Annotated in this window: 14 protein-coding genes; 7 read left to right on the forward strand and 7 right to left on the reverse strand. The window is 72.9% G+C overall.

The genetic code is table 11. From position 1 onward, the window contains the following. The first annotated feature begins 71 nt into the window (after positions 1–71). Genes dnaJ through O2V63_RS15645 form a run of 3 tightly spaced genes read left to right on the forward strand, consistent with a single transcriptional unit; the run spans position 72 to position 2316 of the window. Positions 72–1316: a molecular chaperone DnaJ gene (gene dnaJ, locus O2V63_RS15635; protein WP_269168480.1), complete on the forward strand. Its 1245-nt coding sequence runs from the start codon at positions 72–74 to the stop codon at positions 1314–1316. Next, positions 1313–1744: a heat shock protein transcriptional repressor HspR gene (locus O2V63_RS15640; protein ID WP_269168481.1), complete on the forward strand. Its 432-nt coding sequence runs from the start codon at positions 1313–1315 to the stop codon at positions 1742–1744. Before dnaJ ends, O2V63_RS15640 begins: the two co-directional genes overlap by 4 nt. A gap of 44 nt (positions 1745–1788) precedes the next feature. Further along, on the forward strand, positions 1789–2316 hold the full coding sequence (locus O2V63_RS15645; RefSeq protein ID WP_269168482.1) for a MarR family winged helix-turn-helix transcriptional regulator: 528 nt from the start codon (positions 1789–1791) through the stop codon (positions 2314–2316). Positions 2317–2393: 77 nt separating this feature from the next. Here O2V63_RS15645 and O2V63_RS15650 read toward each other — a convergent pair whose 3' ends face one another. The 4 genes from O2V63_RS15650 to aceB all read right to left on the reverse strand — a co-directional run bounded on the left by O2V63_RS15650 (position 2394) and on the right by aceB (position 8317). Continuing rightward, positions 2394–3797, reverse strand: a complete 1404-nt coding sequence (locus tag O2V63_RS15650; RefSeq protein WP_269168483.1) for a (Fe-S)-binding protein — start codon at positions 3795–3797, stop codon at positions 2394–2396. Then, the gene (locus O2V63_RS15655) at positions 3797–5059 is read right to left on the reverse strand and encodes an FAD-binding oxidoreductase (protein ID WP_269168484.1); all 1263 of its coding nucleotides are present in this window, start codon (positions 5057–5059) and stop codon (positions 3797–3799) included. The genes O2V63_RS15650 and O2V63_RS15655 overlap by 1 nt, the downstream gene beginning before the upstream one ends. After that, a complete protein-coding gene (locus tag O2V63_RS15660; protein WP_269168485.1) occupies positions 5059–6615 on the reverse strand; it encodes an FAD-linked oxidase C-terminal domain-containing protein in 1557 nt (518 codons plus the stop codon). The genes O2V63_RS15655 and O2V63_RS15660 overlap by 1 nt, the downstream gene beginning before the upstream one ends. 100 nt (positions 6616–6715) lie before the next feature. Then, positions 6716–8317 carry a malate synthase A gene (gene aceB / locus O2V63_RS15665; RefSeq protein WP_269168486.1) on the reverse strand — a complete coding sequence of 534 codons (1602 nt, stop codon included), beginning with the start codon at positions 8315–8317 and terminating at the stop codon, positions 6716–6718. Between the two features lie 254 nt (positions 8318–8571). On the opposite strand from aceB, the gene O2V63_RS15670 reads away from it, so the two are divergent. Then, positions 8572–9375: an IclR family transcriptional regulator gene (locus O2V63_RS15670; RefSeq protein ID WP_269168487.1), complete on the forward strand. Its 804-nt coding sequence runs from the start codon at positions 8572–8574 to the stop codon at positions 9373–9375. Here O2V63_RS15670 and O2V63_RS15675 read toward each other — a convergent pair. The 3 genes from O2V63_RS15675 to O2V63_RS15685 form a co-directional block, all read right to left on the reverse strand. Then, entirely contained in the window at positions 9356–10141 is a 786-nt protein-coding gene (locus O2V63_RS15675) for an enoyl-CoA hydratase/isomerase family protein (protein ID WP_269168488.1), read from the reverse strand. The two genes, O2V63_RS15670 and O2V63_RS15675, sit on opposite strands and share 20 nt — an antisense overlap. Continuing rightward, on the reverse strand, positions 10138–11352 hold the full coding sequence (locus O2V63_RS15680; RefSeq protein WP_269168489.1) for a CaiB/BaiF CoA transferase family protein: 1215 nt from the start codon (positions 11350–11352) through the stop codon (positions 10138–10140). The genes O2V63_RS15675 and O2V63_RS15680 overlap by 4 nt, the downstream gene beginning before the upstream one ends. A gap of 98 nt (positions 11353–11450) precedes the next feature. Continuing rightward, a complete protein-coding gene (locus O2V63_RS15685; protein ID WP_269168490.1) occupies positions 11451–12962 on the reverse strand; it encodes an SLC13 family permease in 1512 nt (503 codons plus the stop codon). A 241-nt stretch (positions 12963–13203) separates the two neighbouring features. Between O2V63_RS15685 and O2V63_RS15690 the strand changes: the two genes are divergently transcribed. The 3 genes from O2V63_RS15690 (at position 13204) to O2V63_RS15700 (ending at position 19185) form a co-directional block, all read left to right on the forward strand. Continuing rightward, on the forward strand, positions 13204–14376 hold the full coding sequence (locus O2V63_RS15690; RefSeq protein WP_269168491.1) for a pyridoxal-phosphate-dependent aminotransferase family protein: 1173 nt from the start codon (positions 13204–13206) through the stop codon (positions 14374–14376). Further along, complete coding sequence (locus O2V63_RS15695; RefSeq protein WP_269168492.1) at positions 14373–17291, forward strand: FAD-binding and (Fe-S)-binding domain-containing protein; 2919 nt, start codon at positions 14373–14375, stop codon at positions 17289–17291. Before O2V63_RS15690 ends, O2V63_RS15695 begins: the two co-directional genes overlap by 4 nt. 229 nt (positions 17292–17520) lie before the next feature. Then, positions 17521–19185 (forward strand): MFS transporter, encoded by a 1665-nt coding sequence (locus tag O2V63_RS15700; protein ID WP_269168493.1) that lies wholly within the window; start codon positions 17521–17523, stop codon positions 19183–19185. Positions 19186–19260: the final 75 nt, after the last annotated feature.

Raw genomic sequence — 19260 nt, forward strand, 5'->3', positions numbered from 1 at the left:
CGGCCGGTCCGGCCTCCGTCCCCCGGAGGCCGGACCGGCCCGTCCCCCGCCCAGCAGAGAGGAGGCGCCCGATGAGCAGCACCCGGGACTTCATCGAGAAGGACTACTACGCGGCCCTGGGCGTCGCCAAGGACGCCGACGCCGCGGCCATCAAGAAGGCCTACCGGCAGCTGGCTCGTGAGCTGCACCCGGACAAGAACCCGGGGAACACGCAGGCCGAGACCCGCTTCAAGGAGGTGTCGGAGGCCTACGACGTCCTGTCCGACCCGAAGCGGCGGGCGGAGTACGACGACGCTCGCCGGCTCTTCGGCTCCGGGGGCTTCCGGCCCGGCGCCGGGGCGCCCGGCGGCTTCCCCGGCGGCTTCCCCGGCGGGGGCGGTGCCGGCGCGGGCCAGCCGTTCGACCTCGGCGACCTCTTCGGCGGTGCGTCCGGCGCCCCCGGCGCCGGGGGGCGGGCCGGTGGCCTGGGCGACCTCTTCGGGGGCCTGTTCACCGGCGGCGCCGCGAGCCCGGGTGGTTCCGCGCGCGGCCGCAGCCAGGCCGCGTCCGGGCCGGCCCGAGGTCAGGACGTCGAGACGGAGGCCACCCTCGCCTTCGACGAGGCCGTGCTCGGGGTGACCGTGCCGCTGCGGATGCAGAGCCCGGGCACCTGCCCGACCTGCGCCGGCAGCGGTGCCCGCCCGGGCACCAGCCCGCACACCTGCCCGGTCTGCAACGGCGCGGGCGTCACCAGCCGCAGTCAGGGCGCCTTCGCCTTCTCCGAGCCGTGCAAGGAGTGCCGCGGCACCGGCTCGGTGGTCGACGACCCCTGCCCGGAGTGCAAGGGCGGCGGCGTCACCACCCAGACCCGCACCATCACCGTGCGGATCCCGGCCGGGGTCAAGGACGGGCAGCGCATCCGGTTGCCCGGCAAGGGCGCCCCCGGACGACGCGGTGGCCCGGCGGGCGACCTGTTCGTCGTCGTCCACGTCAGCGGCTCGGAGCTCTTCGGGCGCAGCGGCAACGACCTCACCCTCACCGTGCCGGTGTCCTTCGCCGAGGCGGCGCTGGGCACCACGCTCACCGTGCCCACCCTGGACGGGTCGGTGTCGCTGAAGGTCCCGGCCGGCACCTCCAGCGGCCGCACCTTCCGGGTCCGCGGGCGCGGCGTGCCGAGCAAGGCCACGACCGGCGACCTGCTGGTCACCGTGGAGGTCGCCGTCCCCAGTCGGTTGACCCCGGGTGCCCGGGAGGCGATCGAGAAGCTCGCCGCCGAGCTGCCCGACGACCCGCGACCGGAGGTCACGGCCGCGCTGCGGAACGGAGCGGCGCGATGACGCTGCCCGACCCCGGTCGCTCCTTCGCCGAGGACGCTCCGGTCTTCGTCATCTCCGTCGCCGCCGAGCTGGCCGGCATGCACGCCCAGACGCTGCGGCAGTACGACCGGCTCGGCCTCGTGAGCCCCGGTCGCACGGCCGGCGGGGGCCGCCGGTACAGCCCGCGGGACGTCGCGCTGCTGCGCGAGGTGCAGCGGCTGAGCCAGGAGGACGGCGTCAACCTGGCCGGGATCAAGCGGATCATCGAGCTCGAGTCCCGGGTCGAGGCGCTGCAGGCGCGGGTGGCCGAGCTGCTCGACGAGCTCGAGCTCTCCGAGGCCCACCGGATCGCGGCCGAGTCCGCGGTGTCGGCGGCCTACCGCCGGGACCTGGTGCCCCGCACGTCCAGTTCTGCCCTGGTGGTGTGGCGGCCGGCGGGCCGGCAGTGACGCCTTCCGGGAACGCGGGGTCCGCCTCGGACGTGGAGAACGGTGTGACCGTCGACAGCGCAGCCCGCGCCACCCCGGACGGAGCCGACGTGGACAGCACCGGGCAGGACCCGCACGCCGCCTACGTCGCGCTCGAACGCGAGGTGGCCCTGCTGCTGCGCCGGGCCCGGGCCATCTCCGGCCGGCTGGGTGGCCAGCTGCACCAGGACCTCGACGGCGCGGCGTACGGCCTGCTGGTGCTGCTGGACGACGCCGGCCCGCTGCGGGCCAGTGACGTCGTCGCACGGCTCGGGCTGGACAAGAGCACGGTCAGCCGTCAGGTGTCCTCGCTCGTCGACCTCGGCCTGGTCGACCGGGTCGCCGACCCCGACGACGGCCGGGCCCAGGTGCTGTCGACGTCCGAGGAGGGGCACCGGCGGCTCAGCCGGCTGCGTGATGCCCGTCGGGCGCGCTGGGAGGCCGACCTCGCCGGCTGGGAGACCTCCGACGTCGCCACCCTGGCCCAGCTGCTGGGCCGGCTGAACCGGCTCGGCGAGGCGCACGAGGCCGAGGTCACCGGCCAGACCGACTGACCGCCGAACGGCCCGCCCAGGCCCCGTTCCGAGGCTCGCCCCGAGCCTGCGAGGGGTGAGGAGAACGGGGTCCTTCCTCAGTGCTGGGGCCCGAGGGTGTCGACCGGGAGGCCCCGGATCGAGGCGTCGATGACCTCGATGGTGTGGGCCAGCCCGATCCGGGTGCCCTGCCGCTCCAGCGAGGACGAGACCTGCATCAGGCACCCGGGGTTGGCGGTCACCAGCAGCTGGGCTCCGGTGCCGGCGATGTTGCGCGCCTTGCGGTCGCCGAGCTCGCGGGCGGGTTCGGGGTTCAGCACGTTCCAGATCCCGGCCGAGCCGCAGCACACCTCGGCCTCCGCGATCTCCTTGACCTGCAGGCCGGGGATCTCCCGCAGCAGGCTGCGCGGCTGGTTCCGGATGCCCTGCGCGTGCCCGAGGTGGCAGGCGTCGTGGTAGGCCACGGTGACCTCCAGCGGGTGCCGCGGGGCGACGCTGCCGAGGTCGGAGAGGAACTCCGAGACGTCCCGGACCTTGGCGGAGAAGGCCTTCGCCCGCTCGGCGTAGTCCGGCTCGTCGGCGAGGAGGTCGGCGTACTCCTTCATGCTGGAGCCGCAGCCGGCCGCGTTGACCACGACCGTGTCGACGCCGGCGGCCTCGAACGCGTCGATGGTGGAGCGGGCGAAGGACTCCGCCTCCTGCTGGCGGCCGTTGTGCACCGACAGCGCCCCGCAGCAGCCCTGCTTGCGGGGGATGATCACATCGCAGCCCTCGGCGGCGAGGACCCGTGCAGTGGCGGCGTTCACGCCGGGGAAGAACTCGCCCTGCACGCAGCCGGTCAGCATGCCCACCACGGCCCGCCGGGTGCCGGTGGCCGGCACGCGCTCGGGCAGCTTCTCCCGCTTCTCCAGCACCGGCGCCAGGCCCTCCATGGCGGCCAGCTTCGGCGCCAGCCGGTCCAGCAGCCCGCTGCCGCGCACCACCTTGGGCAGGCCGCTGGCCTGATAGGCCCGCAGCGGACCGCGCAGCGCGCGCAGCCGCTTCTTGTAGGGGAAGAGCGCGAAGATCGCCGCGCGCATCGCCCGGTCGCCCGGGCTGCGCGTGTGGTGCCGCTCCACCTGCACGCGGGTGGCCTCGATGAGCTTGTCGTACTGGACGCCGGAGGGGCAGGCCGTCACGCAGGCCATGCAACCCAGGCAGGCGTCGAAGTGCTGCACCATCGTGTCGCTGAGCGGTGCGCCCTCCAGCCCGGCCTTCATCAGGTCGATGCGGCCGCGCGGGGAGTCCATCTCCTCGCCCCACAGCGTGTAGGTGGGGCAGGTGGGCAGGCAGAAGCCGCAGTGCACGCAGTCGCTGATCAGCTCCGCCGAGGGCGGGTGCTCGTCGTCGAAGGCCGGGCGCACGGTCGGCGTGCCCACGGGCACGGGCCCGGCGCTGAGGACGTCGGCCTTGCGTGGGTCGCTCTGCGGCTCGTCGGAAAGGGAGCGGGTGGACTCGACCATCAGATGCCTCCGACGAACCGGCCGGGCGCCAGACGGCGCTCGGGGTCGAACTGTTCCTTCACACGGCGCATCAGGTCGATCGCCGGTACCGGGCCCCACGTGTCGACCGCAGCCTTGACCGCCGGGGGGCCGTCGACCACGACCAGTGCGCCGCCGTGCTCGGTGCAGACCGCCCGGGTGCGGGCGACCACGTCGGCCACGGCGTCGACCGGGGCGTCGGCACCGAGCGCGGCGTAGAGGACGCCGGCCCCACCGGAGCCGCGGACCGTGAGGGCGACGCCGGCGTCCTCCGCGGCCCGGCGGACGGCGGTGAGGACCGGCGCCAGACCGGACAGCGCGCAGGTGAGCTTCAGGCCGGTCGACCCGGGCTCGTCGGTCCACGGCAGCACGCCCCAGCCGGGCGGTGCGGCCTCGGCGGCCTCCGTGCCGGCCCCCAGCAGCCGGCGGGTGGTCGTCGTCCGGGCCTCGACGCCGGCAGGTGTGCCCTCCAGCAGGACCCCGACGGTGCCGGCGCCGTCGACGCGCCACTCCACCTCCACGGCGGCTGGCACGACCTGCGCGTGCACCACCGACTGGACCAGCCGGGAGGCGTCCTCAGGGGTGCCGAAGGGCACTGTGACGAACCGCCGGGCGGCCGGCACCGGGTGCAGCCGGAAGACGGCCCGGGTGACGACCACGAGGGTGCCGAACGAGCCGATGACCAGCTTGCCCAGGTCGTAGCCGGCCACGTTCTTCACGACCCGGCCACCGGCCTTGGCGACCACGCCGTCGGCGCGCACCACGGTCACGCCGATCAGCAGGTCGCGGGCGGTGCCGACGGCGACCCGGCCGGGACCGCTGGCGTTGGTGGCCAGCATGCCGCCGACCGTGCCGCCGGCGACCGGCTCGTCCAGGGCCAGTCGCTGCCCGGCCGAGCCCGCGGTCCGCTGGACGTCGGAGAGCAGCGCGCCGGCCTCGGTGTCGACGATGAGGTCGCCGGCGGCGTGGTCGAGCACCCGGTTCATCCGGCTCAGGTCCAGCACCACGTCGGCGGACTCCGGCGGCCGGCCCCAGGTGAGCTTGGTGCCCTGACCGCGCGGGACGACGGTGAGCCCGGCGGCCGCGGCGGCGCGCAGCACGGCGGCGGTCTCCTCGGTGGAGCCGGGCCGGGCGACGAGCGCGGCGGGCACCCCGTCGACGGCGTCGGCGGGGGTGGCGTCGGTGACGTCGGAGCAGGCGTCGGAGAGGGCGGTACGGGCGGTGTCCAGGTCGACGGTGGTCATCAGAACGCGTCCGCCAGACCGGCCTCGACCAGCGGGTGCGCGTGCTTCCGCTTGCCGGGCACCTCGCCGCACAGTCGGGGCGTCGGGAAGATCTTGCCCGGGTTGGAGATGTTGCCGGGATCGAAGGCGCACCGGACCAGCTGCATGGTGTCCAGGTCGTCGTCGGTGAACATCTTCGGCATGTAGGCGGCCTTGTCCACGCCCACCCCGTGCTCGCCGGTGATCGCCCCGCCGTGGGTGATGCAGAGGTCCAGGATCGCGCCGCTGACCTTCTCCGCGGCCTCGCCGGCGCCGGGCTTCGCGTCGTCGAAGAGCACCAGCGGGTGCAGGTTCCCGTCGCCGGCGTGGAAGACGTTGGCCACCCGGACGCCGGAGGACTCCGAGAGCTCGGCGATCGCCCGGAGCACCTCGGGCAGCGCGGTCCGCGGGATGACGCCGTCCTGCACGATGTAGTCGGGGCTGATCCGGCCCACCGCGGCGAAGGCGGACTTGCGGCCCCGCCAGATCAGCGCCCGTTCGGTGGCGTCGATGGCCAGCCGCAGCTCGAAGGAGCCGTTCTCCTGGCAGAACCGCTCGACCAGGGCGTACTCGTGCTCGACCTCGGCCGAGGCGCCGTCGAGTTCGATGACCAGCACCGCGCCGGCGCCGTCCGGGTAGTTGCAGTGCACCGCGGCCTCGGCGGCCTCGATGGCCAGGGCGTCCATCATCTCGATCGCGGCGGGCAGGACGCCCGCGCTGATGATCGCCGAGGTGGCGGCCCCGGCGTCGTCGGTGGTGTGGAACCCGACGAGCAGGGTGCGGACCTCCTCGGGCAGCCGCACCAGCCGGACGGTGGCGGTGGTGGCGATGCCGAGGGTGCCCTCGGAGCCGACGACGGTGCCGAGCAGGTCGTAGCCGGGGGAGTCCGGCGCCAGGCCGCCCAGCTGCACCACGTCGCCCTGCGGGGTGATCAGCTCGGTGCCGAGCACGTGGTTGCTGGTGAACCCGTACTTCAGGCAGTGCGCACCACCGGAGTTCTCGGCCAGGTTGCCGCCGATGGAGCAGATCTGCTGGCTGCTGGGGTCGGGGGCGTAGTAGTAGCCCTCGGGGGTGGCGGCCCGGGTGACGTCGAGGTTGATGACGCCGGGCTCGACGATCGCGCGCTGGTCGGCGCGGCGGACCTCGTGGATGGTGCGCATCCGGGAGGTGACCAGCAGGACGCCGTCGGCCCGGGGGAGCGCGCCGCCGGACAGCCCGGTGCCCGAGCCGCGGGCGACGAACGGGACGCCGTGCTCGGAGCAGGCCTTGACCACCGCGGCCAGCTGCTCGGTCGTCTCCGGGAGGACCACCAGCGCGGGGGTGACCCGGTAGTGGGCCAGGCCGTCGCACTCGTAGGTGCGCAGCTGGGTGGGGTCGGCGATCACCCCGGTCTCGGGCATCAGCTCGCGGGCCACCCGGCCCACGGCCGCGATGCCCGCGGCGTTGTCCCCTGCCTCACCGGTGGCCGAGGTGGCCTCGGGTGGGGTGTCGCCGAGGACCGGGCCGGCCGTCGTCTCGGTGCCGTGCGTGCCGCTCATGAGGTTCCGCCTTCATTGCCGGACCTGCTGTGACGTGCGAGGTGGTGCGGCCCCCGCTGACCACCAAGATGGCCATCCTGGTGGTCAGCGGGGGAGTGGATCAGGGCATGCGCTCGTAGGCCGGGACGGTCAGGAAGTCGTTGTACTCGTCGCCCAGGGCCATCTCGGTGAAGAGCGCACGGGCATCGTCCCACCGGCCGGAGGAGTACGCATCTCCCTTGGCCTCCGCGATGGCGGCGACCTCCTCCTCGATCACCCGCTGCACGAGCTCGGTCGTGACCTGCTGGCCGTCGTTGAGCGACACCCCGTTGTGCAGCCACTGCCAGACCTGGCTGCGGCTGATCTCGGCGGTGGCGGCGTCCTCCATCAGGCCGTTGATGCCGGCGGCACCCGAGCCGCGCAGCCAGGACTCCACGTACTGGATGCCGACGCTGACGTTGGCCCGCAGGCCCGCCTCGGTGACCTCGCCGGGGGTGGCCTTCACGTTGAGCAGGTCGGCGGCGCTGACCGACACGTCCGCACGCAGCTTGTCCAGCTGGTTGGGTCGCTCGCCGAGCACCTTGTCGAAGGCGTCCATCGCGGTCTGGACCATGCCCGGATGGGCCACCCAGGATCCGTCGAAGCCGTCGTTGGCCTCGCGGCTCTTGTCCTCGGTGATCTTGTTGAACGCGAACTCGTTCTTCTCCGGGTCCTTGCTCGGGATGAACGCCGACATGCCGCCCATCGCGTGCGCGCCGCGCTTGTGGCAGGTGCGCACCAGCAGCTCGGTGTAGGCCCGCATGAAGGGCACGGTCATGGTGATCGAGTTCCGGTCGGGGAGGGTGAAGTCCTCACCGCGGGTGCGGAACGTCTTGATCACGCTGAACAGGTAGTCCCAGCGGCCGGCGTTGAGCCCGGAGGAGTGCTCGCGCAGCTCGTAGAGGATCTCCTCCATCTCGAAGGCCGCCGGGTAGGTCTCGATCAGGCAGGTGGCCCGGATGGTGCCGCGGGGGATGTTCAGCTGGTCCTGCGCGAGGTTGAAGGCGTCGTTCCAGAGCCGCGCCTCGAGGTGGCTCTCCATCTTCGGCAGGTAGAAGTACGGACCCTGACCGCGGTCGATCTGCTTCTGCCCGCACGCGGAGAGGTAGAGCGCGAAGTCGACCAGGCTGCCCGACGTCTGCTCACCGTCGACGGTGATGTGCTTCTCCGGCAGGTGCCAGCCGCGGGGGCGGACGATGATCGTCGGCAGCTCGTCGTCCGGCTTGAGCTCGTAGGACTTGCCCTGCGGGCTGGTGAAGTCGATGGTGCGGTCGATCGAGTCCATCAGGTTGAGCGGGCCGTTGACGACGTTCTCCCACAGCGGGGAGTTGGCGTCCTCCTGGTCGGCCAGCCAGCACTTGGCGCCGGAGTTGAGCGCGTTGATCGTCATCTTGCGGTCGGTCGGGCCGGTCATCTCCACCCGGCGGTCGACCAGGCCGGGGGCCGGCGGGGCCACCCGCCAGGAGTCGTCCTCGCGGATCGAGGCCGTCTCCGGCAGGAAGTCCAGCGTGCCGCCGTCGGCGAGGGCCTGCACGCGCTCCGTGCGGGCCTGCAGCCGCTCCAGCCGGCGGCCGTTGAGCTCGCGGTGCAGCAGTGCGATGAGCTCCAGAGCCCGAGGCGTCAGGACCTCGTCGAACCGCGGGCCCATCGGGCCGGTGATCTCCACGCCGTCGACGCTGCTCATTGCTCTCCCTGGGGGTCGGTGCCGTCCGGCAGCGGTACCGAGGCGTTCCCCGGGCCGGCGGGACGGGCCGTACGTGTGGTGTCACCTTCCGAGAAGCGGAAGGTTCCATCTGTGATGTGGAAAACGTATCCTCGGTCACCAGTGGGGTCAAGACGACCGTGGGCGCTCCGGTGCCCGGCGGCCGTGCGGCCCCGGGCGCCCGAGGAGCGAGCACGCTGGCGGGCCCCGGGTGCGCGGGACGACGGAGGAGTGGCATGGCCGAGACCGGCGGCGTGATCAGCGGTTCCGACGGGGGCGTGCAGTCCCTGGAGCGGGCCTTCCTGCTCCTGGAACTGATGGCGGAGGACGGCGGCGAGGTCGCGCTCTCCCGGCTGGCGGTGGACAGCGGCCTCCCGCTGTCCACGATCCACCGGCTCGTCCGCACCCTGGTCGCCCGCGGGTACGTGCGCCAGCTCCCCTCCCGGCGCTACGTGCTGGGCCCCCGGCTGATCCACCTCGGCGAGAGCTCCTCGCGGACGCTGGGCACCTGGGCCCGGCCGCACCTGAGCGACCTGGTCGACTCCACCGGGGAGACGGCGAACCTGGCGATGCTGGACGGCGACCGGGTGGTCTACGTCGCCCAGGTGCCCTCCAAGCACTCGATGCGGATGTTCACCGAGGTCGGCCGCCGGGTGCACCTGCACTGCACCGGGGTCGGCAAGGCGCTGCTGTCCCAGCTGCCCGCCTCCACCGCCCGCGAGCTGCTGGAGCGCGGCGGCATGCCCCGGCGCACCGACAAGACGATCACCGACCCCGACGAGCTGCTGGCGCTGCTGCCGCAGATCGCCGCGCAGGGCTACGTGCTGGACGACGGCGAGCAGGAGATCGGCGTCCGCTGCGTCGCCGTCCCGGTGCCCGGCGGCCCGGCGCAGACCGCGATCTCGGTCTCCGGCCCCGAGGGACGGGTGCCGATGGAGAGCGTGCCGGCGATCGTGGCGCTGCTGCAGCGGACCGCCGACGGGCTGGCCGCCGAGCTGCGGGAGGACGGCGCCCGCGCGCTCAGCGGCCGGTCCAGCTGACCTGTCCACGGTCCACGAACGCCCGCACGCCGGCCCGGAAGTCCGCACTGCCGAACACCTCCCGCACCAGGTCGTCGCCGTCGGGCAGGGTGGCCCGGCGCAGCCGCGCCACCGCCTGGCCGGCGGCCTTCATGCTCAGCGGCGCGTGCCCGAGCAGCGTCTCGACGAGCGACGTCAGCGCCGGGTCCAGCTCACCGTCGGGCACCACCTCACCGACGAAGCCGGCGGCGGCTGCGTCGGCGGCGGACAGCAGCTTCGCCCGCAGCAGCATGTCCAGCGTGCGACCGGGGCCCAGGTGGTGCACCAGCAGCGAGTAGCTGTTCATCGACAGGCAGTTGCCCAGCGTTCGCGCGATCGGGACGCCGAACCGGGACGACGCCGTCGCCACCCGCAGGTCGCAGGCGGCGGCCAGGGCGAGCCCGCCGCCGACGCAGGCACCCTCGACCGCGGCGACGGTCGGCACGGTGACGTCCTCCAGGCGGTTGACCACCCGCTCGATCCGCGCCTCGTAGGCGATGCCGTCGTCCCCGCTGGTGAAATCCCCTTCACCGAACGCCAGGAACTGGGCGATGTCGGTGCCGGCCACGAAGGCCCGGCCGCCGGCGCCGCGCAGCACCAGCACCCGCACCGACTCCTCGGCGTCGGCCCGGGCGCAGGCCTCCTCGAGCCCCTCGTACATCGCGAAGGTCATCGCGTTGCGGGCCTCCGGGCGGTTGAACAGCACGGTCAGCACCGCGCCGTCCTGGGTGACCTCGAGCTCGCTCATGCGTCGTCCTCTCGACTGGATGGGATGACGGCGTCGACGACGTCGGCGGGGACGCCGTACCGGGTGAGCACCGCGCGGGTGTCGGCGCCCAGCGGGGGGCCGGCGACGCCGCGGACGGCGGGGGTGCGGGAGAACCGCATCGGCGAGCCGATCTGCCGCACCGGCCCGAGGGTCGGGTGTGGGGCGTCCCAGAAGAACTCCCGCGCGTTCAGGTGCTCGTCGGTGAACACCTCGCCGTAGTCGTTGATCGGGGCGCAGGGCACCCCGGCCGCCCCCAGTGCGGCGAGCAGGTCGGCGGTGGTGCGGGCCCGGGTGCGGCTCTCCACGACGTCCAGCAGCTCGCCGCGACGGGCGTGCCGGCGGCTGGCGTCGGCGTAGCCGGGGTCCGCGAGCTCGTCGGCCATGTCCAGCGTGGCGCACAGCCCGGCCCAGGTGTTGGGGGTGTTCGCGCCGATGGTCACCCAGCCGTCGGCGGTCTGGAACGCCTGGTAGGGCGCCTGGCTCTGGTGCGCCGAGCCCAGCGGGCCGCCCACCTCGCCGGTGGCGAACCACTTGCCGGCCTCCCACACCGCGAGGCTGACCCCGGCCTCGAACAGCGAGACGTCGATCGACTGGCCGACGCCGGTGCGGTCCCGCTCGCGCAGCGCCGCGGTGACCGCCAGCGCCAGGTAGAGGCCGCAGACCAGGTCGCAGACCGGGACGCCGACCTTGACCGGCTCGCCGCCCGGGGTGCCGGTGATGCTCATGATCCCGCTGCGCGCCTGGGCCATGATGTCCAGCCCGGGCAGCGGGGCGAGCGGCCCGTCCTGCCCCCAGCCGGACCCGGAGGCGTGCACCACCCGCGGGTTGGCCGCCCAGATCCCCTCGGCGTCCAGCCCCAGCCGGGCCATCGCGCCGGGCCGCAGGTTCTCGATCACCACGTCCGCGGAGGCGACCAGGTCGAGGAACGCCTGCTTGCCGGCGGCCGACTTCAGGTCCAGCGCGACGGACTCCTTGTTCCGGTTCAGCCGCAGGTACGGCGAGCTCTCGCCGCCGACGAACGGCCCGCTGGCCCGGACCGGGTCGCCGGACCGGGGGTCCTCGACCTTGATCACCCGGGCACCCAGGTCGGCCAGCTGCATCGCGGCGTACGGCGCCGCCATGAAGACGCCGACCTCCAGCACGGTGATGCCGGTCAGGGGCGGCTGGTCGGGGGGTGTGGGCGTGCTCACGTCTGCCTCCGCGGTGGTGGTCGTCTCGTCGTGCTCCGCACGTGACCGCGCCCCGGCGGCAGGATCGCCGTCCGGGGCGCGGGTGGTGCGGGTGGTGCTCAGAGCCAGCCGGGCACGATCAGGACCAGCCAGGTGATCGGCGGGATGAGCGCGACCATCGAGAAGCCCCAGACGGTGAGGTTCTTGAACGTCCGCTCCCGCTCGGCCTCGGTGGCGTTGGCGACCACGAGTGCCCCGCTGGTGGAGAACGGGCTGGAGTCGACGATCGAGGAGGACATCGCCAGCGCGGTGATCAGGCCGATGGCCCCGATCGCGTTGTCGCCCTGGAGGAAGGGCACGGCCAGCGGGATCAGCGCACCGAGGATGCCGGTGGTGGAGGCGAAGGCCGAGACGACGGCGCCGATGTAGCAGATCAGGAGGGCGGCGATCAGCGGCAGGCCGAGCTGGGCCACGTTGTCCCCGAGCCAGCCGGGCACGTCCTGGTCCTGCATCAGACCGACGTAGGTGACGATGCCGCAGATCAGCAGCACGGTCGGCCAGGCGATCTGGCCCACGGCGCCCTTGGCGCCACGGGGCGCGACCACCGACAGGATGACGCCGACGGTGATGGCCATCAGACCGATGTCCAGGCCCAGGGGGAGCAGCGACCCGACGACCAGGATGACCAGCCCGATCAGCGTCAGCGAGCGGTCCCGGTCGAGCGTGGTGACCGGGTCGGGCGCGTTGTCGACGGCCAGCGCGGTGGTCTGCAGCGCCTTCTGGTCGGCGCGGTCCTCGACGTGGGAGTGCTGGTGGCCCGGCTCGCCGTGCCGCGCCTCGGTCACCCGGCCGCCGGACACCGCCGCACCGGCGGTGCCGGTGCTGCCGACGGCCACGCCGCGGGCAGGGCCGCCGGGGATGTCCTCGCCGGTGTCCTCGGTGGCGTCCCCGGCGACGGAGGCCGCCACGAAGTCGTCGTTGCGGTTGTCGGTCAGGTCGACCCGCCCGCCGCCGAGCAGCTTGCGGCCGCCGAACAGGAAGAAGACGGCGATGGAGAGCAGGATGTTGATGACGATCGAGGCGCCCCAGAGGAACAGCGGGCTGCCCTCCAGGCCGTTCTCGTCGACCACGGTGTTCGTGATGACACCGAAGATCGACAGCGGCGAGAACCCGCCGGCGGTGGCGCCGTTGATGATGAACAGGCCCATCAGCACCGGGTTGATCTGGTAGCGCCGCGCGAAGGACATGCCGACCGGGGCGATGATCGCCACCACCGCCGGCACGACGCCGCCGATGGCGGTGAGCACGCCGGTGACGGTGAACATCGCCCACGGGATGGCGGCGAGCCGGCCGCCGGATGCGGTGACCGCGGCGTGCACCAGCCAGTCGACGGTGCCGTTGTTCTTCGCGATGGCGAACAGGTACGTCACCCCGACCAGGACGACGAACAGCGACCCGGGGAAGAAGCCGAAGACCGCGTCGTCGTACGTCGGGTCGCCGTCGGTGCCGTAGATGAAGTAGCCGGCGATGAACGCCGCCACCAGGGCCAACGCACCCATGTGCACGGGCAGCACCGTGGCGATCAGGAAGACCACCAGCAAGATCGAGATCAAGACGAGCTGTACGGACACCGGCGTCCCCAGGGTTGGTCGAGGCGGGTGTGCCACCCGCCGGTCAAGCGCTTCCGCGATGCGGAACCGCCCTTTCGCTAGCGGGGATTAGAAGGTCTGCTGCCCGTCAGTGTCAAGGGTCACAGGACGTCCGAGATGTCTCTGCGCCAATCCGCCTGCCGGTAGTAGCCTCCCGCATGGTGGACTTCCGGTGTCGAGCCGGGGATCCGGACGAGAGGGCCACACCCATGGAGGCACGGGAATGTCAGTGACGACGACGACCGGCGGGCGCCACTTCCTGCAGATCCCGGGGCCGACCAACGTGCCCGACCGGGTGCTGCGGGCGATGGCGGCCCCGACCATCGACCACCGCGGCCCGGAGTTCGCCGCCCTCGGCCTGGAGGTCCTCGAGGCCGTCAAGCCCGTCTTCGGCACCACCCAGCCGGTCGTCATCTACCCCGCGTCGGGCACCGGCGCGTGGGAGGCGGCGCTGACCAACACGCTCTCCCCGGGCGACAAGGTGCTGGCCTTCGAGACCGGCCACTTCGCCACCCTCTGGCAGGACATGGCCAGCCGGCTCGGCCTGCAGGTCGAGTTCGTCCCCGGCGACTGGCGGCACGGCGCCGACCCGGCCGCCGCCCAGGAGCGGCTCGCCGCCGACACCGGGCACGAGATCAAGGCCGTCATGGTGGTCCACAACGAGACCTCCACCGGGGTGACCAGCCGGGTCGCCGAGGTCCGCCGGGCCATCGACGCCGCCGAGCACCCGGCCCTGCTGCTGGTCGACACCATCTCCTCGCTGGGCAGCATCGACTACCGGCACGACGAGTGGGGTGTCGACGTCACCGTCGCCGGGTCGCAGAAGGGGCTGATGCTCCCGCCGGGGCTGAGCTTCAACGCGGTCAGCGACAAGGCGCTGCAGGCGTCGAAGACCGCCGGCCTGCCCCGCTCCTTCTGGGACTGGCAGCCGATCCTGGCCGCCAACGAGCGCGGCTTCTTCCCCTACACGCCGGCCACGAACCTGCTCTACGCGCTGAAGGTCGCGCTGGAGATGCTGGACGACGAGGGCCTGGCCAACGTCTACGCCCGGCACACCCGGCACGCCGAGGCCACCCGGGCCGCCGTCCGGGGCTGGGGCCTGGAAGTGCTGGCCCTGGACGAGCGGGAGTACTCCGGTTCGCTCACCGCCATCCACATGCCGGACGGCGGCGCCGACGCCGTCCGGGCGACGATCCTGCGGGAGTACGACATGTCGCTGGGCGCCGGGCTGGGCAAGCTGGCCGACAAGGTGTTCCGGATCGGACACCTGGGCCACTTCAACGACCTGACCCTGGTCGGCACGTTGGGCGGTGTGCAGATGGGCCTGGTCCGCAGCGGTGTGCCGATCGACCCGAACGGCATCCAGGCGGCCCTCGAGCGCCTGCAGCAGGCATGACAGCGGCCCCGGAGCGCCCCCGCGTCGGGGTGGCGGACCTGGAGCAGGAGCTGACCCGGGCGCTGGACGGCGAGGTCGCCTTCGACGACTACACCCGGCACATCTTCAGCCAGGACGCCTCGATGTACACGATGACGCCGGTCGGGGTCGCCTACCCGGCGCACACCGCCGACGTGGTCGCCGCGGTGCGGCTGGCCCGCGAGGCCGGCATCCCGGTGCTCGCCCGGGGCGCGGGCACCAGCCTGGCCGGGCAGACCGTCGGCCCGGGCCTGGTGCTGGACCTCTCCCGGCACATGCGCCGGATCACCGAGCTGGACCCGGAGGCGCGCACCGCCCGGGTCGAGCCCGGCGTCGTGCAGGACGACCTCAACCGGGCCGCGGCCGACGCCGGCCTGATGTTCGGGCCGGACACCTCGACGTCCAACCGCGCCACCATCGGCGGGATGATCGGCAACAACTCCGCCGGCAGCGGCTCGGTGCGCTTCGGCATGACGATCGACCACGTCGAGGAGGTCGACGTCGTCCTGGCCGACGGGTCGACGGCCACCTTCGGGGTCGTAGACGAGGCCGAGCGCGCCCGCCGGGCGCAGGGCGACACGCTCGAGGCGGAGATCTACCGCCGGCTGCCCGAGCTGGTGGCGGAGAACGCGGAGGCGATCGCCACCGGGTTCCCGTCCTTCTGGCGGCGGGCCGGCGGCTACCGGCTGGACCGGCTCGCCGAGGGGCAGCCGTTCGACCTGGCGAAGTTCCTGGTCGGCTCCGAGGGCACGCTGGCGATCATCACCGCGGCCCGGGTCGGGCTGGTGCCCAAGCCGTCGAAGCAGGTCTTCGCGGTGGGCCACTTCGAGACGGTGCAGGCGGCGATCAACGCCACCGAGGACGCGCTGTCGGTCGACCCGGCGCAGGTGGAGCTGCTGGACCGCACGATCCTGGACCTCTCCCGGCAGAAGATCGAGTACGCCGGGCTGGGCAAGATCCTGCAGGGCGACCCCGACGCGCTGCTGTTCGTCTCCTTCACCGGGGACGACGAGGACCGGCTGGTCGAGTCGATGGACTCCCTCGTCGAGCTGTGGGAGCGCAACGGGCACGGCTACCACACCCTGCGGGCGGTCACCCCGGCCCAGCAGGGCGCGCTGCTCAAGGTGCGCAAGTCCGCCCTGGGCCTGCTGATGGCCAACTCCGTGGGCGCCCGCCGGCCGCTGGCCTTCATCGAGGACACCGCGGTCGACCCCAAGCACCTGGCCGAGTACACCGCTCGCTTCAAGGACGTGCTGGACCGGCACGAGCTGGAGGCGGGCTTCTACGGGCACTGCTCGGTCGGCTGCCTGCACATCCGCCCGTTCGTCGACCTGAGCCAGCCCGGACAGGTCGAGGTCATGCGTTCGGTGGCGGTGGAGATCAAGGACCTGGTGCGCGAGTACGGCGGGGTGAACTCCAGCGAGCACGGCGACGGCCTGGCCCGCAGCGAGTTCAACCGCGAGCTGTTCGGCGACGACCTCTACGAGGCGATGCGGCAGGTCAAGGGCCTCTTCGACCCGCAGGGCACGCTCAACCCGGGCAAGATCGTCGACTCCCCGGCGATGACCGAGCACCTGCGGGACGCGAACCCGCCGACCCCCGGCCCGTTGCGCACCCGGCTGCAGTTCGACGTCGTCGGCGGGATGTTCGGCGCCGCCGACCGCTGCATGAACATCGGGCTGTGCCGCAAGTCCACGACCGGGGCGATGTGCCCCTCGTACATCGCCACCCGGATGGAGGAGCACTCCACCCGTGGCCGGGCCGGCGCGCTGGTCAAGGCGCTGAGCGAGGGCGACCCGCACACCGCGCTGGCCGACGAGCGGCTGCACGAGGTGCTCGACCTGTGCCTGATGTGCAAGGCCTGCAAGAGCGAGTGCCCGCTGGGCGTCGACGTCTCGGCGATGAAGAGCGAGGCGCTGGCGGCCAAGCACGACGTGCACGGCACCCCGCTGCGGTCGCGGGCGTTCGGGGCCATCCGCACCCTCAACCGGCTGGGCTCGGCGACGGCGCCGCTGTCGAACCTGCCGCTGAAGATCAAGCCGTTGCGGGCGCTGATGGACTCCCGCCTCGGCATCGCGCGCCAGCGGGACCTGCCGGTCTTCCACCGGACGACGCTGATGCGCTGGTTCAAGCGGCACGAGGTTCCGGCGGCACTGACCCAGCAGCCGGTCACGATGCTGGCCGACTCGTTCACCAGCTACACCGAGCCGGGCATCGGCCAGGCCGTGGTGCGGCTGCTGGAGGCCGCCGGGCACCCGGTGCGGCTGGAGAGCAAGGGCTGCTGCGGCCGCGCGAGCATCTCCAAGGGCCTGCTGGACGACGCCCGGGGCAAGGCGCAGAAGCTGGCGGCGAACCTCTGCGAGGGCTCCGAGCCGGGTTCGCCGATCGTGGGTTGCGAGCCCTCCTGCATCCTCACGCTGCGTGCCGAGCACGTGGAGCTGCTCCCCGACGACCCGAACGTCCGGGACGTCGCGGCGCGGGTGAAGCTGCCGGAGGAGCTGCTGGTCGATGCGATCGACGACGGCCGCCTGCAGCTGCGGACCGACAGCTGGCTGGCCGGGCGCACGGTGGTCTTCCACGGCCACTGCCACCAGAAGGCCGAGGCCGGCACGGCCGCCACGGTGGCCCTGCTGTCGCGGATCCCCGGCGTCACCGTGCAGGAGCTGGACGCCGGCTGTTGCGGCATGGCCGGGTCGTTCGGCTTCGAGTCCGAGCACTACGACGTGTCCCTGCAGGTGGGGGAGGACCGGCTGTTCCCCGCCGTCCGGGCCGCCGCGCCCGACGCGGTCATCGCCGCCACGGGGGTGTCCTGCCGCCAGCAGATCTTCCACGGCACGCAGCGCACCGCCTGGCACCCGGCGGAGCTGGTGCTCGAGGCGCTGCAGGTGCCGGCCTGACCCCAGGCTGAGCACGTACCGCCGGACGGGCGGCGACCGGACCCCGGAGGTCCGGTCGCCGCCCGTCCTGCATCCGGGAGACGCGGTTCACCCGGAATGGTCGTTGCAGACCGCAACAAACGGGTGCAGGATGGTTGCTGTCTACATGTACCGGGTGTCCGGCGCGCGGGGCCGATCGGCCACCGGACGGCGCTCGCACTCGGACTCGCAACGTCCAGGAGAACCACCGATGAGCAGCTCCGCACCGACCCGGCCGGCCGCCGGGGCGACCGCCGCCCCAGCGCCGCTCGGCCCCGCCGAGCAGCAGGGCCGGATGACGCACCGGCAGATCCTCAGTGCGCTGTCGGGGATGTTGCTGGCGATGTTCGTGGCGTTCCTGTCCTCGACCGTCGTCTCCAACGCCCTGCCGACGATCATCACCGACCTCCGCGGCTCGCAGAGCCAGTACACCTGGGTGGTCACCGCCACCCTGCTGGCCTCGACCGCATCCACGCCCATCTGGGGCAAGCTCGCCGACCTGTTCAGCAAGAAGCTGCTCATCCAGATCGCGATCGTGGTCTTCGTCGTCGGCTCGATGCTGGCCGGGCTCTCGCAGTCGCTGCCGACGCTGATCGGCTGGCGGGTCCTGCAGGGCCTGGGTCTGGGTGGGCTGCAGGCGCTGGTGCAGATCGCGATGGCGGCGATGATCAGCCCGCGTGAACGGGGGCGGTACTCCGGCCTGCTCGGCTCGGTGATGGCGGTCGCCACCGTCGGTGGCCCGCTGATCGGTGGCCTGCTGGTCGACACCAGCTGGCTGGGCTGGCGCTGGTGCTTCTTCGTCGGCGTCCCGTTCGCCCTCGTCGCCCTGGTGCTGCTGCAGCGGACCCTGCACCTGCCGGTCACCCGGCGCGCGGTCTCCATCGACTACCTGGGTGCGACGTTCCTGACCGCCGGCGTCTCTGCGCTGCTGATCTGGGTGACCCTGGCCGGGGACAGCTTCGCCTGGGCCTCCCTGGAGACCGGGCTGTTCGTCGGGGGTGGCGTGCTCGCCCTCGTCGCGTTCGTGGTCACCGAGCTGCGTGCCGAGGAGCCGATCGTCCCGCTCCGGTTGTTCCGTGACCGGACGACGACCCTGGCGATCATCGCCAGCGTCGCGATCGGTGTCGCGATGTTCGGTTCCACGGTGTTCCTCGGCCAGTACCTGCAGATCTCCCGCGGCTACTCGCCCACGGCGGCCGGGCTGCTCACCATCCCGATGGTCGGCGGCCTGCTGGTCTCCTCGACCGTCTCCGGGATCCTGATCACCCGCACCGGGTTCTGGAAGCGCTACCTGGTCGCCGGTTCGTTGCTGGTGGCCCTCGGGTTCGGCCTGCTGGCCACGATCGACCACGCCACGGACATGGTCGTGCTGGGCGTCTTCCTCACCGTGCTCGGTGTCGGCATCGGGATGACCATGCAGAACCTGGTGCTGGCCGTGCAGAACACCGTCGCCGCCACCGACCTGGGGGCGGCGAGCTCGGCGGTCGCGTTCTTCCGCAGCCTCGGCGGCACGATCGGCGTCTCGGTGCTCGGTGCGGTGCTCTCCAGCCGGGTGGGCACGCTGATCCAGTCCGGGCTGTCCGACGTCCCGGGTGCCTCCGCGGCGGCCGGTTCCCAGGAGATCGGACTCGCCGACCTGGCCGACGCCCCGGCGCCGGTCCGCGCGCTGATCCAGGTCTCCTACGGCGACGCCACCGGGCGGGTCTTCCTCATCGCGGCGCTGCTGTCGCTGATCACGATCGTGGCCGTCCTGCTGATCCGGGAGGTCGCGCTGCGCACCGAGACCGGGGACGAGCGGCTGCGGACCGAGGCTGGTGCCTCCTCGGGGGACACGACCGCCGACGTCGACGCCCAGCTCGCGGGCCGCCGCGGCTGACCGTCAGGACGCGCAGAGGCCCGTCCCCCCACCGGGGAGACGGGCCTCCGTGCGTTCCGGCCCCCCTTCAAGGGC

Origin of the sequence: Modestobacter sp. VKM Ac-2977 (genome assembly GCF_026968045.1) — a bacterium.
Lineage (GTDB): Bacteria > Actinomycetota > Actinomycetes > Mycobacteriales > Geodermatophilaceae > Modestobacter.

What these genes read in the sequence shown, in the direction of transcription:
- dnaJ (WP_269168480.1), top strand. Translation starts at nt 72, where the DNA reads ATGAGCAGCACCCGGGACTTCATCGAGAAGGACTACTACGCGGCCCTG.
- O2V63_RS15640 (WP_269168481.1), top strand. Translation starts at nt 1,313, where the DNA reads ATGACGCTGCCCGACCCCGGTCGCTCCTTCGCCGAGGACGCTCCGGTC.
- O2V63_RS15650 (WP_269168483.1), bottom strand. Translation starts at nt 3,797, where the DNA reads ATGGTCGAGTCCACCCGCTCCCTTTCCGACGAGCCGCAGAGCGACCCA.
- O2V63_RS15655 (WP_269168484.1), bottom strand. Translation starts at nt 5,059, where the DNA reads ATGACCACCGTCGACCTGGACACCGCCCGTACCGCCCTCTCCGACGCC.
- O2V63_RS15660 (WP_269168485.1), bottom strand. Translation starts at nt 6,615, where the DNA reads ATGAGCGGCACGCACGGCACCGAGACGACGGCCGGCCCGGTCCTCGGC.
- aceB (WP_269168486.1), bottom strand. Translation starts at nt 8,317, where the DNA reads ATGAGCAGCGTCGACGGCGTGGAGATCACCGGCCCGATGGGCCCGCGG.
- O2V63_RS15670 (WP_269168487.1), top strand. Translation starts at nt 8,572, where the DNA reads ATGGCCGAGACCGGCGGCGTGATCAGCGGTTCCGACGGGGGCGTGCAG.
- O2V63_RS15675 (WP_269168488.1), bottom strand. Translation starts at nt 10,141, where the DNA reads ATGAGCGAGCTCGAGGTCACCCAGGACGGCGCGGTGCTGACCGTGCTG.
- O2V63_RS15690 (WP_269168491.1), top strand. Translation starts at nt 13,204, where the DNA reads ATGTCAGTGACGACGACGACCGGCGGGCGCCACTTCCTGCAGATCCCG.
- O2V63_RS15695 (WP_269168492.1), top strand. Translation starts at nt 14,373, where the DNA reads ATGACAGCGGCCCCGGAGCGCCCCCGCGTCGGGGTGGCGGACCTGGAG.
- O2V63_RS15700 (WP_269168493.1), top strand. Translation starts at nt 17,521, where the DNA reads ATGAGCAGCTCCGCACCGACCCGGCCGGCCGCCGGGGCGACCGCCGCC.